This is a genomic window from Paracoccus wurundjeri, assembly GCF_030678915.1.
In the GTDB taxonomy this organism is placed as follows: domain Bacteria; phylum Pseudomonadota; class Alphaproteobacteria; order Rhodobacterales; family Rhodobacteraceae; genus Paracoccus; species Paracoccus onubensis_A.
In genome coordinates this window covers 1-14,056 of the sequence record NZ_JAUUTZ010000008.1, presented here as the reverse complement: position 1 = coordinate 14,056, position 14,056 = coordinate 1, and the positions used below count along the sequence as shown (strand labels likewise).

At 60.8% G+C, this 14,056-nt stretch carries 10 protein-coding genes; 5 read left to right on the top strand and 5 right to left on the bottom strand.

The features are described 5' to 3' along the window. Nucleotides 1–31 precede the first annotated feature (31 nt). From yidC to Q0601_RS09495, 5 genes are all read left to right on the top strand, one after another. Nucleotides 32–1,870, top strand: a complete 1,839-nt coding sequence (yidC, locus tag Q0601_RS09515; RefSeq protein ID WP_305289525.1) for a membrane protein insertase YidC — start codon at nt 32–34, stop codon at nt 1,868–1,870. After that, nucleotides 1,867–2,625 (top strand): MOSC domain-containing protein, encoded by a 759-nt coding sequence (locus Q0601_RS09510; protein ID WP_305289522.1) that lies wholly within the window; start codon nt 1,867–1,869, stop codon nt 2,623–2,625. Before yidC ends, Q0601_RS09510 begins: the two co-directional genes overlap by 4 nt. Further along, nucleotides 2,622–3,272, top strand: coding sequence for a ribosome biogenesis GTP-binding protein YihA/YsxC (gene yihA, locus Q0601_RS09505; RefSeq protein ID WP_305289520.1), 651 nt, complete (start codon nt 2,622–2,624; stop codon nt 3,270–3,272). Before Q0601_RS09510 ends, yihA begins: the two co-directional genes overlap by 4 nt. Before the next feature lie 60 nt (nt 3,273–3,332). After that, complete coding sequence (gene argB / locus Q0601_RS09500) at nt 3,333–4,232, top strand: acetylglutamate kinase (protein ID WP_305289772.1); 900 nt, start codon at nt 3,333–3,335, stop codon at nt 4,230–4,232. A 105-nt stretch (nt 4,233–4,337) separates the two neighbouring features. Continuing rightward, complete coding sequence (locus tag Q0601_RS09495) at nt 4,338–4,856, top strand: SixA phosphatase family protein (RefSeq protein WP_305289517.1); 519 nt, start codon at nt 4,338–4,340, stop codon at nt 4,854–4,856. A 27-nt stretch (nt 4,857–4,883) separates the two neighbouring features. Here Q0601_RS09495 and Q0601_RS09490 read toward each other — a convergent pair whose 3' ends face one another. From Q0601_RS09490 to tssL, 5 genes are read right to left on the bottom strand one after another with little or no spacing between them, the layout of a single operon-like run. Continuing rightward, nucleotides 4,884–7,151 (bottom strand): serine/threonine-protein kinase, encoded by a 2,268-nt coding sequence (locus Q0601_RS09490; protein ID WP_305289514.1) that lies wholly within the window; start codon nt 7,149–7,151, stop codon nt 4,884–4,886. Nucleotides 7,152–7,154: 3 nt separating this feature from the next. After that, on the bottom strand, nt 7,155–7,922 hold the full coding sequence (locus Q0601_RS09485) for a PP2C family protein-serine/threonine phosphatase (protein ID WP_305289512.1): 768 nt from the start codon (nt 7,920–7,922) through the stop codon (nt 7,155–7,157). Next, nucleotides 7,919–8,623: a type VI secretion system-associated protein TagF gene (tagF, locus tag Q0601_RS09480; protein ID WP_305289510.1), complete on the bottom strand. Its 705-nt coding sequence runs from the start codon at nt 8,621–8,623 to the stop codon at nt 7,919–7,921. Before tagF ends, Q0601_RS09485 begins: the two co-directional genes overlap by 4 nt. Then, the gene (gene tssM / locus Q0601_RS09475; RefSeq protein WP_305289508.1) at nt 8,602–12,258 is read right to left on the bottom strand and encodes a type VI secretion system membrane subunit TssM; all 3,657 of its coding nucleotides are present in this window, start codon (nt 12,256–12,258) and stop codon (nt 8,602–8,604) included. The genes tagF and tssM overlap by 22 nt, the downstream gene beginning before the upstream one ends. Continuing rightward, entirely contained in the window at nt 12,255–13,904 is a 1,650-nt protein-coding gene (gene tssL, locus Q0601_RS09470; RefSeq protein WP_305289505.1) for a type VI secretion system protein TssL, long form, read from the bottom strand. Before tssL ends, tssM begins: the two co-directional genes overlap by 4 nt. Nucleotides 13,905–14,056: the final 152 nt, after the last annotated feature.

Genomic DNA, 14,056 nt, shown 5'->3' with positions numbered 1-14,056 from the left:
GCGCGACTGACGCGAATACGGTGGTAACGGAATGCAAGACAATAACCGCAATCTGATCCTGGCGACTGTTCTGTCGTTTCTGGTGATCCTGATCTGGTACACCGTCTTCGCCCCAGAGCCACCCGTGCAACAACCCGAGCCGCAGGTGGCGGAGCAAACCGCGAATGACACCGCGGCACCCCCCGCAGACCCTGGTGCCGGCGACCCGGCAACCGCCGATCTTGGCGAGGAAGGCGAAACCCCGCAAGCTGGCCGTATCGACATCTCCTCGCCGGCATTGCAGGGCTCGATTTCCCTGGCCGGCGGCCGGATCGACGACCTGCTGCTGAAAAAATATCAGGAAACGCAGGCCAAGGACTCACCCAATGTCCGGCTGCTGTCGCCATCCTCTGCCACGGCCGATCCGTCGCTGGATACGGCCGGCTCCAAGCCCTATTATACCGTTTACGGCTGGATTCCCGGTTCCGGCGTCGATCCTGCCCTTGTCCCGACCCCTTCGACGATCTGGAAGGTCGAGTCCGGTGACACGCTCGCACCCGGAAAGCCGGTGACGCTGGCCTGGGACAACGGTGCCGGCCAGACCTTCCGTCGCGTGTTCGAACTGGACGACAATTACCTGTTCACCGTCAAGCAAAGCCTTCAGAATGACGGAGATGCCGCGTTCAATGCCGCGCCTTACGGAATCATCGCCCGGCACGGTCACCCCGACACAACCAATTTCTTCATCCTGCATGAAGGCGCGGTGGGCATGCATGACGGCAAGCTGCTCGAGATGAAATATGACGATATTACCGAGCTCGACCCTGTCGAACGCGAAGGCCGGGCCGATGTCGTCACCGTCGAGGAGAACGGCTGGATCGGTTTCACCGACAAATACTGGATGACAACTCTGGCCCCCGCGCCGGGGCAGCCCTTTACCTCGGTCGTGAAATATGCCGAGAATTCCGATATCTACCAGGCGGAAGCCCGTTACCCGATGCAGACGGTTCAACCGGGCAGCGAGGCATCGGTGGAAAGCTATCTATTCGCGGGCGCGAAAGTTTGGGAAGTCATCCGCAACTATCAGGAAACGCCGGGAATCGAGCGCTTCGTCGATTCGATCGACTGGGGCTGGTTCTATTTCCTGACCAAGCCGATCTTCCAGCTTCTGCACTGGCTGCATGGGCATATTGGCAATATGGGCTGGTCGATCATCGCCCTGACCTTCATCCTCAAGCTGCTGGTCTTCCCGCTGGCGCGGAAATCCTACATCTCCATGGCCAAGATGAAGGAACTCCAGCCCCAGATGGAGGCGATCAAGGAACGTACCGGCGACGACCGGATGAAGTTCCAGAAAGAGGTGATGGCGCTTTACAAAAGCCAGAAGGTGAACCCCGCCGCGGGCTGTCTGCCGGTGCTGTTGCAGGTGCCGATCTTCTTCTCGCTTTACAAGGTGATCTTCGTCACCATCGAATTGCGCCACGCGCCCTGGATCGGCTGGATCCGCGACCTGTCGGCACCTGACCCGTCCAGCCTGCTGAACCTGTTCGGTCTGCTGCCCTTTGCGGCCCCTGCGCAAGGAACGATGCTGCATTCCCTGTCACTGCCGATTCTGGCGATCCTGCTGGGGGTGAGCATGTGGATGCAGCAAAAGCTGAACCCGGCGCCGACCGATCCGGCACAGAAAATGATCTTCGCCTGGATGCCCTGGGTCTTCATGTTCATGCTGGGCGGTTTCGCGTCGGGACTGGTGCTGTACTGGATTACCAACAACACGATCACGATCATCCAGCAGTATTCGATCATGTCGATGCATGGGCACCGCCCCGATCTGTTCGGCAATATCAAGGCCTCCATGCCGAAACGGCCCCGAAAGGATGACGGCAAATGACCGCGCATCTGGCCCATATCCGCCGCCATCCAATCAAATCGATCGGCGGCGAGGGGCTGGAGCGTGTGACTTTGAACCCTGCGCAGCGCTTGCCGGGCGACCGGGAATGGGCGGTATTGACCGAGGCGGGCGAACGCAACGCCCGCGCCAGCGAAACCGATGGTGAACCGGATCGCTGGCTGCCGAAAGCCTGCTTTATCCGTGGCGTGTCCTCGCCCCCGGTTCAGGCGATCAAGGGAAGCTGGCAAAATGAGCGCATCGCCCTTCGCCACCCCGAACGCCCGGCCCTGAGTTTCGATCCTGCATGCGAAGGCGAGAAGCTGGTCGAATGGCTTCGTCCGCTATGGCCAACGAATGCTCCGCCACCCACGCGGCTGGTCAGGGGCGCGGCGATCTGGACCGACCAGAAATGGCCCTGGGTCTCGGTTCTGTCGCTGGACAGCCTTGCCGATCTGGAGGCTCAGACGGGACAGCGTTTCGGAATCGACCGCTGGCGAGGGAATTTCTGGGTCAAAGGATGGGAGCCCTTTGCCGAGCGTAGTCTGATCGGCAGCACCTTCCAGATCGGCGCGGTAGAATTGCGGGTGACGCAGCATATCACCCGCTGCGAGGCAACGAGCGCGAATACCGATACTGGCGGCGTCGATATCGACATGCTGGACACGTTGGGGCGGCTTTATGGCCATACGGATTTCGGTGTTTTCGCCGAAGTCATCTCGGGCGGGGAAATCGCCATCGGCGATCCGGTCGCATGAAGGTCACGTTTTCCGTCGCGCCCGAACCGGAACGGGAAGAGGCCGAGGCCGCACGCCAGCTTTTCGCGGGGCCGGTCGATTTCCTGAAAGGCGTGGTCGCCATGAACGGCCTGCCCCCGGCGGACAGGCCAGAGGTTTGTTTCGCCGGCCGCAGCAATGTCGGAAAATCCAGCCTGATTAATGCACTGACCGGTCGCAAGGGACTGGCACGCGCCTCGAACACACCGGGGCGCACCCAGGAAATCAACTATTTCACGTTAGGCACGCACGGTTATCTGGTGGATTTGCCTGGCTATGGCTTTGCCAAGGCGCCGGTTCCGGTGGTGCAAAAATGGCAGACATTGCTGAAAGCCTATCTTGGCGGTCGACCCACCCTGCGCCGTGCCTTTTGCCTGATCGATTCGCGCCACGGAATCAAACCGGTGGATCATGAGATTATGACATTGCTGGATCGCTCTGCCGTTCCGTTTCAGGTCGTGCTGACCAAGGCCGACAAACTGGGGCCGAACGCGATCAAACCTGTACTGGAGCAAGTGGAAACCGAGCTGCAGAAACACCCGGCCGCGTTCCCCCAGCTTCTCGTGACATCGGCGGATAAGGGACAGGGAATCGCCGGTCTGCGAAGCATCATTGCCGGGCTGGACTGACCGGCACCGCCGTCATAGGCTCGCCATCGTCACTCAGAGGCCAGTATGAGAAAGCAGAATATGAACCGGAACTGGATCGCCACCGCTCGCACCCTATCCGAAGCCCTGCCCTATCTGCAGCGTTATTCGGGCGCGGTCGTGGTAGTGAAATTCGGCGGCAATGCCATGGGCGACGATGACGCAATGGCGGAATTCGCGCGTGACATGGTGCTGATGAAGCAGGTCGGCATGAATCCGGTCGTCGTGCATGGCGGCGGACCGATGATCAACAACCTGCTGGACAAGCTGGGAATTGAAAGCCGGTTTGTCCGGGGCAAGCGCGTCACCACGAAGGAAACCGTCGAAGTCGTCGAGATGGTTCTGTCCGGGCTGGTCAACAAGCGAATCGTTCAGGCCATCAACGATGCGGGCGGGCGCGCGGTCGGGATCTCGGGCAAGGATGACGACATGATGGTCTGCGAGGCCGACGATCCGGAACTGGGTTTCGTGGGCCGCCCGATCGAGATGAATGTGCAGATCATCCGCGATCTTTACACTGCGGGCATGATTCCGGTAATCGCTCCGGTTGCAACCGGCATGGAGGATAACGAAACCTTCAACGTCAATGGGGACACGGCAGCGGGCGCGATTGCGGGCGCGCTAAGGGCTGACCGGCTGCTGCTGCTGACCGATGTCGCCGGTGTCAAGGACAGTGCAGGAGAGGTTGTCACCCAGCTTAGCCCCGATCAGGTCCGCGACATGATCGCCGACGGGCAGATTGCCGGCGGTATGATCCCGAAGACCGAAACCGCGCTTATGGCGCTTGAAGAAGGGGTTCGGGCCGTCATCATTCTGGATGGTCGCGTACCGAATGCCTGCCTGTTGGAGCTTTTTACCGAACATGGCGCGGGCAGCATGATCCGATCAACCGAGCCAAGGGTCAAACCTCGCGGACTGCGTCAGGGCGAGGCCGGACTGTAAAGTTGCATATCTCGATTAAGTAACATGCTGCGAGTGCTTGCCCGACCGGCAACGGCTGTGGCAGGCTGCCTGAACGATTGGCATGGCATATGAGGCATCTTTCCCATGACTCCGCTTGGATACCGAAGACTGATCCTGACACGCCACGCCAAATCGGCATGGGACAATCCTTCGCTTGATGACCACGACCGGCCGCTAAACGCGCGTGGCCGACGTTCAGCACTGGCGCTTGGCGACTGGTTGGCAAGCCGGGATTACGAACCGGAAGAGGTCCTGTGCTCCTCGGCCAGACGCACGAAGGAAACCTGGGAAATGGTGGCAAGCGCCATTCTCGAGGTACGCCCGCTGATCCGCTATGAGCCGGGCCTTTACCACGCCAGCGCAGATAAGATGCTGACGATTTTGCGCAGCGCGAGTCATCAGACCGTCATGATGCTTGGCCATAACCCTGGCATCTCGGAATTCGCCGCAATGCTGCCCTCACGTGCCCCGCTGGATCCGGAATTCCGCCGCTATGCGACCGGGGCAACGCTTGTCATCGATTTCCAGATCGAAAACTGGTCTGAGGTCGCCCTTGGACAGGGCAGCGTGATGGATTTTCTTCGATTCGACGGACGCGACTGATCTTTGAACAGCTACCGGCTGCAAAGTTCAGTTGCCGGCTTCCTCGTCCGCATCATCTGATTCGGAGTCCTCAGCATCGTCGGAAACAGCCGCATCAGAAGGTGCCTCTGCACGCAACGCCAGAACACTGACCGCCGGATTCTCTTCATTGGCACGCAATTCCTCAAGCACCCGTGGCAACAATTCGTCGGCCGATGCTCCTGCTGGCGCGGCGGCGACTGCCGCGATTGGCTTTTCTGTGGTCAGGGCAACAAGCAGGAACGGAGCAGCCGCCGGATTGTCATCTGCCTGCACCGCCGAAATACCCACGCCGAACCGACGGCCATCCGAAGTTTCACTGCTTTGCCCGGTCAGATCGTAGATTCCGCCAGTCGGAGAAACCAGAAACAGCCAAAGATTTCGGGCCGTATCAGCATTCACGTCACCGATAAGCTGATACCCCTCATCCGCCAAGCGAATCGTGGCCGTCAGCATGGGCGGAGCGGCAGGACGCCCCGAGACTTCGCGCAGAAACTCAAGTGCCGGGCAATGCTGCGGCATGACCTGCGTTTCGATAATCGTCGGGCGCGCGCCGAATTCGGCCTCATAGGCATCGACAAGCCCGGATGACGGAAAGTCGGCATTGCTGAGAACGGATACCATCCCGGCATTCTGCCCGATGGCGATCCGATCCACGAAACTGCATGCGGGCAAGGACTGGGATGCCAGAAAACCTTCGCGCGTGGATGTATCCCGCGCCGCAAGTTCCTTTGGTTCTTCTATCACGGCTTCCTTAACCGGTGGAGGTTGCCCGCTATCGCGCGTCATCCACCACCCCCCGCCTGCCGCAGCGGCAAGAGCAAGAACGATGACCGCAATCAGGATGGTCCATACCCGACTTCGTTCCAATTTGGCCGGTGGAATTCCCGAAGACGCGCTTTCCATCACCCCTGCCTCTGGCGGCCGCGCAAAGGGGCTGCTGGAATCCTGCGAACCGGTTTGCCCGATCAATGTCTGGAGCCCGCCCGTATCGCTATCGTCGCCGGAAGAGTTTCCGGTCGCGGTCCACAGGGGCAAACGGTACTGCGCCGGGATCATCGCCGGATCGTTCAGCATTCGCAGCACTATGCCCATTGTTCCGGGACGCCGCTTGGGATCCGGCTCCAGCATATGCTGCAATAACGGAAGCAACCGATGCGAAACTCCGGTCAGGTCCGGGATGGCCTGACGCGCCGCAGATGCGGAAACGATCGAATCTCCCATATCCAAAGGCTTGCCCCGCAAAACCATCGCCATCAGCAGGGCCAGCCCGTAAACATCGGTCTCCGGTTGGATATCGCCGCCGAAATGGCCAAGCTGTTCGGGGGCGATATATTTGAATTTCCCGGCAAATCGCCCTGCGAGCCCGTCCCCCAACTCGGTCGAGCGGGCGATACCGAAATCGATCAGAACCGCCTCGTCGATCCTGTCATCGCGCAGGATGACATTATCGGGGGACAGGTCACGATGCGTGACCCCACGGTTGTGAGAGCGCTCAAGCCCTCGCGCAAGCCGCCGGAAAAGCGTGATCGCGGCATCGTCGGACAAGGGGCCGTCTTCCTTGACCCGCGCGCCGAGATGACGCCCCTCGACGAATTCCATGATCAGGCAATAACGGTTCAGCCCGCCATCAAGGACAAAATTGTGATAGCGAACGATCGCCTCGTCGCGAAGCTGAACCAGCACCCGCGCCTCGCGCCGGAACATGTCGAGAACCGATTCATCCTGCGCCAGATTCGGCAGGATCACCTTCACCGCCACCGGATCGCCGGTAAAGACATTCTCGGCGCGATATACCTCGCCCATACCGCCGGAACTGACCAGCGACACGATCCGGTAATTATTGTTGATCAGGGTGCCCGGTTCGACGATGCGGATCTCTGCGGCCCCAGACGCCGGTTGCTCGCCGATCACGGTGGGGTCCGCGGACGACGGCATCGGTGAGACCGGCGGCCCATCGGATGAGATCATCGTTCGCGGCGCATCCTCCTCCCCGCCTTCATTCGCAGCCGTGAGGCCGGAAAATACCGTCTTGTCACCATCAGCATCCGCCTGCGCATTGTCCGGTGAGCCCGATACCTGCCGGATATCGTCCTCCATCTCGGGCCCCACCTCGGGCTTCGACTCGTCAGGTTCGGAAAAGACAGTCCTGTCTTCTGTCGCGCCATCTTCAGCGGATTCACTGGAAGCGACAGGCTTGTCCTTCTTCTTTACGACCTCATTCGGTCCGAATGGCTCGGGCGGGTCGGTCTTGCGGGAAGGATCATCCTTGGTCATCGGTTATTCGTCCTGCGCCTGCAGTGCTTCCTCCTTCGCGGCGCAGTCCAGCACGATCACACTGACATTATCTTTTGCGCCGCGTTCAAGCGTCAGTTCGATCAGTCTCCGCGTCAGTTCTGGTGCGGGCATCGGCTGTATCAACAGATGCGCAAGCTCGGCATCGTCCAGATGCTCGGTCAGCCCGTCCGAGCACAGAAGAAGGCGGTCCTCGGGCTTGATCACCCCGCCCGCGATTTCGGGATTCGCCTTTTCCCCGATCCCGATGGCCCGGGTAATGACATTCCGGCCCGGCGCAAGCCGCGCCTCGGCTTCGCTCATGACGCCAGAGGCGATCAGTTGGGCAACTTCGCTGTGATCGCGTGTCAAAGGGGTCAATTGACCGTCGCGCAGCAGATATATCCGGCTGTCACCCGCCCAGATGCAACTGAATTCGGCATCATGGATCAGTAGCGCCGCGATGGTCGCGCCGACCGTGCCCAATTGGTTCTGACGAGCATGTTCGGCGATCCGCAGATGCGCGCGGTCCAGCCGCTCAAGTACGCGCGCCCTTTGATCCTGCGCATCGACGGCGATCCCAAGCGAGCCCAGTTCCTCTATGATAATCGCACTGGCCACGTCGCCGGCGGCATGTCCGCCCATGCCATCCGCAACGGCCCAGACGCCGATATCCGAGAATGCGCCGATGCTGTCCTCGTTATGCGATCTGATCCGCCCCTTGTCGCTCAGCGCACCCACCTGAAATGAGAACCAGCGATTCGTCTCGTTCATGCCACATCCTCCCCACCGGGTGCTGCGTCCGCCTGCCGCCCACCCGCAAGCAACCAGTCCAGTTCGGACAGGCCCGGCAAGCCCTGACATGCCAGTACTCCTGATGCAGGGGTCGAAGCGCCGGCAAACCACCAATAACTTCTAGCTGTGACGGCATGTGCGTGATCGGCAGAGCGCAAATTTTCAAGCAATGTTTCAGGCCCAAGTTCGGGATTAAGGGCCCAGAATGTCGGCCAGCCCGGCTGTCCTCCCGGGGAGACCTGTCCGGGAAGTTCGGATTGCAGCCGGTTTGCCACGTCGCGCGGGTCGAAACCATCGCTGTCCAGCAGCCCGGTCAATGCGGTCGAGGCGGCGATATAGAAATCTTGCGACGGCTCGGTCACCGGCGCCGGTCCCGTGGTTACCTGTGCCACGATAAGCGGAAAACGGCGCCCGGTCCGGTCATGCGACGGAGTCCAGATGCCGCGCAGCGCCTCGCCGCCAAGCAATGCCGGACCGATCCAGAAATTCAGGCGCGGAGACAGATCGAAACGGTTTTGCCAGCTTTCCCCGATTTGCGCCCGCCATTCGCCCAATGCTGCCTGCATCCAGTCGCCTAGGGGATTCAGGCAGGAATCCGGCAACCCCGAGGCGATAAAATCGCCGAAACCCGGATGCTTGCCATAGATCCCTGCGACGTTCAGTCGATGCTCTGCGGACATTCAAACTCACGAAGTTCGGGCATGGTGAACGGATTGACCAGCGCATTGATGGTGAAATCATAGGTTATATTGCGCCCGTCCAGCATGAAGGTTGCGCGCAAAGTGTCACCCTGCTGTTGCTTGTAACTGGCCGCATCCAGAAATTGCAGGAAGGTCCAGGAACTGCCTTCGAACCGCAAGACCGATTGGCGCGACTGAGGCGGCGACAGTTGCAGGATCGTCGATTTTCCCGTGCCGGGCCAGACAACAGTACGCGGAAGCGAGCCGGTTGCGGTCTGCACCACCTCGTCATTGATGGCGAGTGCGGCGCTTTCAACCGTGGGATGGGCATCGACCTGGCTGATGGTAATCTCGACCGACGGTTCCGAGGTTCCTCCGGCAAAGAAGGCCCGCCGAATCCGCTCGGCACGCTCGAACTGCTTCAGCGTATTCGCCGAAAGCCGCTTGGTGATCTCTTCATCCTCGCGCCATTTCAACCCTTCATCCGTGCGTTCGACATAATGCTCAAGGAATTCAGCGAAATATTTATCCATCTCGCCGCCCGGGCCGAAGAAGCGCGAGAAATTGGCGATGGACAGGCTGCGAGAGGAATCCGCGAAAGGATATGACGTGGTGATCACATCGCGGCAATAGAATGTCACGCGGTCGGTCAGTTCCCGGTTCATCGTTTCGATGCTTGCGTCCGAGGCCCCGGTGCGAAAATCGCCTTCTGCCCGCGTGACCATCCGCGCCAGGGAATCGGGCAATTGCGAATTGTACTGTGTCAGCTTGTTCAATAGCGGAGGCAGTATTTCGGGGCCGATTTCCGGATTATATTCTGCGTTTCGCAATGTTTCCCAGATGGCGCCAAGATTGCCCAGCAGCGTGTCGACAGGCCGCTGGCCCGCTTCGCCCTCGACCAGCAAATGCCAGTTCTCGAACTCCTTGGTGATCGCCTCGATCGGAGCGGTCACGCTATTGCTTTCGCCCGGATCGCCATTCCCGCCACCACCTCCGGGCAAGGCGTCGCCACCCTGCTGGGCCGCCGCGTCAAGCAGGATACGCTGCACACCGCTGGAACGCGAACGCAGGCGGTCCCCAAGCTGCTTGCCGACAGCTCCGGCGACTGCGCCACCCTCGCCGCCTTGTTCACCGTTTTCTTCCCCACCTTCACCTGTCAGGGCTGCCAGATCAGCACCTTCAAGCTGTTCATATTCGCGACTGAGATTGGTTTGGGTCGCAACCGCCTTGACCAGTTCCAATATCGGCGATGCCTGAGCGGAAACCGCGGTTCTGAGCGCCGCGTAATTCGGCTTGTCGGCAACCATCGAAGTCAGCGTTATATCGTTCAGAACACCGTTCCACGCAGAAATGAATTCCCTGCGGTAACGTTCCAGCAGATCGCGGTCCAGACGGGCAAGACGGCTTTCGATCTCGGCGGTATTCGCAAGATCGCCCAGCACCCATTGATCGCGGCGCAGTTCCTCACCGACGACTGCCAGCTGATCGTAAAAATAGGACCAGAAGCCTTCATAGGTATAGAGCCCCGGCACTGTCAGCGATGACAGATCCTGCCCGTCTCTTGTGGTAAAGACCTGCGCAGCCATGTCGCCACCGGCGGCCTCTTGCAGGTTCCAATCGCTCAGCCCGGCGGCCAGAGCGCCATCCTTGATCAAGGCATAGGCCTGTTCGTCCAGGGGCAGCTGTGCGATTGCGGCGCGCGCGCGGTCGACCGTTGCCTGATCCAGATCCACCAGAAGATTGCGTCTGTCATCCAGAGACAACATGGCCTCAAGGTGGATTTGCAGCTGGTCGATCAGTTCCAGCCCCGTGCGACCGGGATATTCCTGCCGCCATGCCTGATTGAACCATGTCAGGATCGCGTCGTCATCCTGTGTCTCGCCCTGCTTGCCCAGAAGCAGATAGACCTTGAGCGCCCGGTAGATCTCGGTCATCTCGCCCGAAGCGATGATTTCCGGAATCCGGGTTTCAAGCTCAAGGATCAGACGTGGACGCAGCATCCGCTCCAGCGCTTCGGCATAGCTTTCGGTCGCGACACGGTTCAGACGGTCACGCTGACCAAGGCCCAATCCCTCCCAGAAACTGGTATCCTGACTGTCGCCATATCCGGCGGGCATCGTGGACAGATCGTTCAGCAAAGGCACGATGGGCCGCAGATCTGTATCGTCGATCACGTCGCGGGCCAGTTCCTCCTGCGCCGCCAGCTTGTAGGACCGGGTTTCCCCTTCGGCAGTACGCACAAGCTGGAAGTTTTTCCAATAGCTGTAGCCCAGCGCCGAAACGGCACCGACCGTAACCAGGGCGATTGCCGAAAACACCGCCGTGCGGATCATCAGACTGCGCCGGACAGCCTTGAGATCATGTGACACCCAACCCTGTTCGGGAAAAATCACCCGGCGCAGGAGGTCATGGATGAAGAAGCTTTTGCCCTTGCCCGACATGAAGGCGGACTGGAAGCCCATCGGCGCGTCCGGCGTCTGGATCGCACCCAGAACCTGATCGACCGGCGTGCCTTCCTGCGTGCCCGAGGTGAAATAGAAGCCGCGCAGAATGGCGTTGGTCTTGTAGCGCGTCGGCTCGAAAACCCTGCGCAGAAAGGAAGAGACATTGTCGCGCAACAGCGCCATCTGCCCGGGCAGGCCGAAAATCGCGATACGCGCCACGCCATCGGGTTCTTCGGACAGACGGTCGATGATCTCGTCCGACAGCCGCGATACCAGCCGGTCGAACTCTGCCGGAACGGATTCGTGGGTGATCGCCTTGCGATCCTTGTTCTGGAAAGTCACGCCCCAGACAAGCTTGCGGCGGTTCAGACTGTAGCTGCTGAAATATTCGCGGAAGCCGGCGATAAGGTCGGCTTTGGTGAACATCACATAGACCGGAAAATCGATCTTGAGTTGCTCGTGCAGTTCGGCCAGACGGGCGCGAACGGTCTCGGCATGACGGGTCAGGGACCCTGAATCGTCTTTCATCATGTCTTCGACCGAGAAAGACAGGATCACGCCGTTGATCGGGCGGTTCGGACGGGTCCGTTTGAGCAGATCAAGAAATGAATCCCAACTGGCCTTATCGGCAACCGAGTCGTTGTCCTGCGTGGTATACCGGCCCGCAGTGTCGATCAGCACCGCTTCTTCCGAGAACCAGAAGTCCATGTTCCTCGTGCCGCCAAAGCCCGATACCGCCTGTTCCTGCGCAAGCGGAAAATCCAGGCCGGAATTGGCAAGCGCGGTCGTCTTGCCCGCCCCCGGAGGCCCGATGATGACATACCAGGGCAAATCGTAAAGCGAGGATGCGCCACCGGATTTCTTAAGAACCGCAAGGGCCTCCTGCATCTTTTCGGCAAGCAGCTTGCCATCGCCCTCGGGCTCGACCGGGATCATCGCATCTTCTATTTCGCGTGCCGCGCGAACCCGGCGGCGCCAGCGGATGAACAGCACCAGGAAGAAGATGAAAAGGATCGCTCCGATCAGCGTCAGGCGCAACCACAGGGTCGCCAGCGGCCCCCATCCGGTCATCGGGCCACCGATCCAGATCGCGGCACATAGCAGAAGAATGCCAAGGGCCGTTACCGTCCAACGCCACCATGCGTGCTTCTTCCAGCGGGGAAAGCGGATATTCAGCCCCAGCAATCTCAATTCTGCGCCTCCGTCCCGGCGTTATCTGCGGGTGTTTCCGCTTCGGGCGCGACTTCTCCGCCCGAGGCTTCCGCATCGCCAGTCACCGCGTCGCCATATGTACCTTCGCGCGCCAACATGATCTCGACCCGGCGATTCTCGGTCCGTCCCTCGGGTGCGGCGTTATCGGCAACGGGTTCGTCTTCGCCGCGGCCTTCCACGTCAATCCGGGATGCATCGGAAAGCAGTGGTCGCAGCACCTCGGCCACGCCTTCGGCGCGGGCTTCGGAAAGCTGGTAGTTATCCTTGTACTGACCACGCCCGGACATCGGCACATTGTCGGTATGACCTTCGATCAGGACCGGACCCTGCTCACTGTTCAGTACCTCGGCAATGCGTTCGGCCAGATCGGTGAAACCCGGTTTGACCTCAACAGCGCCAGTATCGAACAATTGAAGATTACCCACCCGGATGGCGATGTAATCGCCCTTGGCTTCAACCTTGACCAACCCGTCCGAGATCTCTTGCGAAAAAGCCTCGCGGAGCCGGTCCAACTGCGTGTTCTCCGCCACAAAGGGTTTCACCTCGACATCCCTGCCTGTCCGGTCAACCTGGATGATCGGAACGCCCTGATGCAAACCCCGCATCGCCTCGGCCGCTTCGGCTCCGTCACGGTTAATCAGTGTAACGAAAACCGTAAACACCCCCAGCACCATCGCTGCGGCGATTCCCAGAACCGCCGGGATCGGGATCGCCCCGAACCGCCGTCCGCTGCTTTGCACGACGGGCTCCCATGTGACCGAGATATCTTCGGCAGGACGCGGATTGACGCGCCGGAGGCTTTCATAAATGGCGCTTCTGATCCGGGCAAGTTCGGCGGCTCCGTTGGGCATGGTGCGGAATTGCCCCTCGAAGCCCAGCGATAGACAGACCAGCATCAATTCCAGCAGATTATATTGCTGCGCTGGCGCCTGCATCGCCTTCTCGGCCTCCTGAAAGAAGCCGACGCCGGAATCGCGCTTGTGAAAGAAGCGCGCGACCATCGAATATTGCTGCCAGTCGCCACGGGCGCTGCCCGGAAGGTTCTGCACGATATCATCCGCCGTTCCCGACAGCGCATATTTCGCCACCAACGCCTCGTGCTGGCCGATACCCGCAGTCAGGGCGTTCCGTTCGAAACGGTCGATTTCGCGAGTCACGTGTTCCATCAACGGCGCAACCTGCAATTCCACCAGACCGGTGCGCAATCGTCCAAGCAGGATCAGCAGGCTGGCTGCCGAAGCCAGCAGCGGATTTGCGGAAGATGCCGCGCCCAGTTCACGGACATGCAGCGCTTCGTGCAGGGCGATACGCGGGGCCTGCCGGGCAGGCTGCTGTTGACCGCCGCGGTTGAAATCGGGAAAGAACCCCGGCGCGTCCGAACCCGACGCGCGGCCTATCTGCCCGGGATTGGCATTCTGCGCCGGTGCCGGATGCCCCAGCCAGGTCTGCCCTTCCTGCGCCGCGCCAAAAGGCGAGCCCCCGGGCCGGTTGTCGCCGAAGGGCGAAGCGGAACCGGGCTGAGCCTGACCAAAGGGTGCCGCGACCGGGCCAGCGGGCCTGCCGAAAGGCGACGCGCCCGGACCTCCGGGTTGCTGCGGAGGGACCGGTTTTCCCCAGGCATCCACAGCCGGCGGCTGCTGACCCGCAGGAGGGGGGGGGGGCGCCGGGCGGGCCGCGGGCCCGCCCGCCCCCCCCCCCGCCGCGGGGGGTGGGTGGACACGGGACCGCACGACGCACCGCGCGGCCGCCGCGCCGGGCACCTATAAATTTGGGCGCG

Bases quoted from the DNA above. Each gene is read 5' to 3' on its own strand.
- Q0601_RS09510 (WP_305289522.1), top strand. From the start codon at position 1,867: ATGACCGCGCATCTGGCCCATATCCGCCGCCATCCAATCAAATCGATC.
- yidC (WP_305289525.1), top strand. From the start codon at position 32: ATGCAAGACAATAACCGCAATCTGATCCTGGCGACTGTTCTGTCGTTT.
- Q0601_RS09495 (WP_305289517.1), top strand. From the start codon at position 4,338: ATGACTCCGCTTGGATACCGAAGACTGATCCTGACACGCCACGCCAAA.
- yihA (WP_305289520.1), top strand. From the start codon at position 2,622: ATGAAGGTCACGTTTTCCGTCGCGCCCGAACCGGAACGGGAAGAGGCC.
- argB (WP_305289772.1), top strand. From the start codon at position 3,333: ATGAACCGGAACTGGATCGCCACCGCTCGCACCCTATCCGAAGCCCTG.
- tagF (WP_305289510.1), bottom strand. From the start codon at position 8,623: ATGTCCGCAGAGCATCGACTGAACGTCGCAGGGATCTATGGCAAGCAT.
- Q0601_RS09485 (WP_305289512.1), bottom strand. From the start codon at position 7,922: ATGAACGAGACGAATCGCTGGTTCTCATTTCAGGTGGGTGCGCTGAGC.
- Q0601_RS09490 (WP_305289514.1), bottom strand. From the start codon at position 7,151: ATGACCAAGGATGATCCTTCCCGCAAGACCGACCCGCCCGAGCCATTC.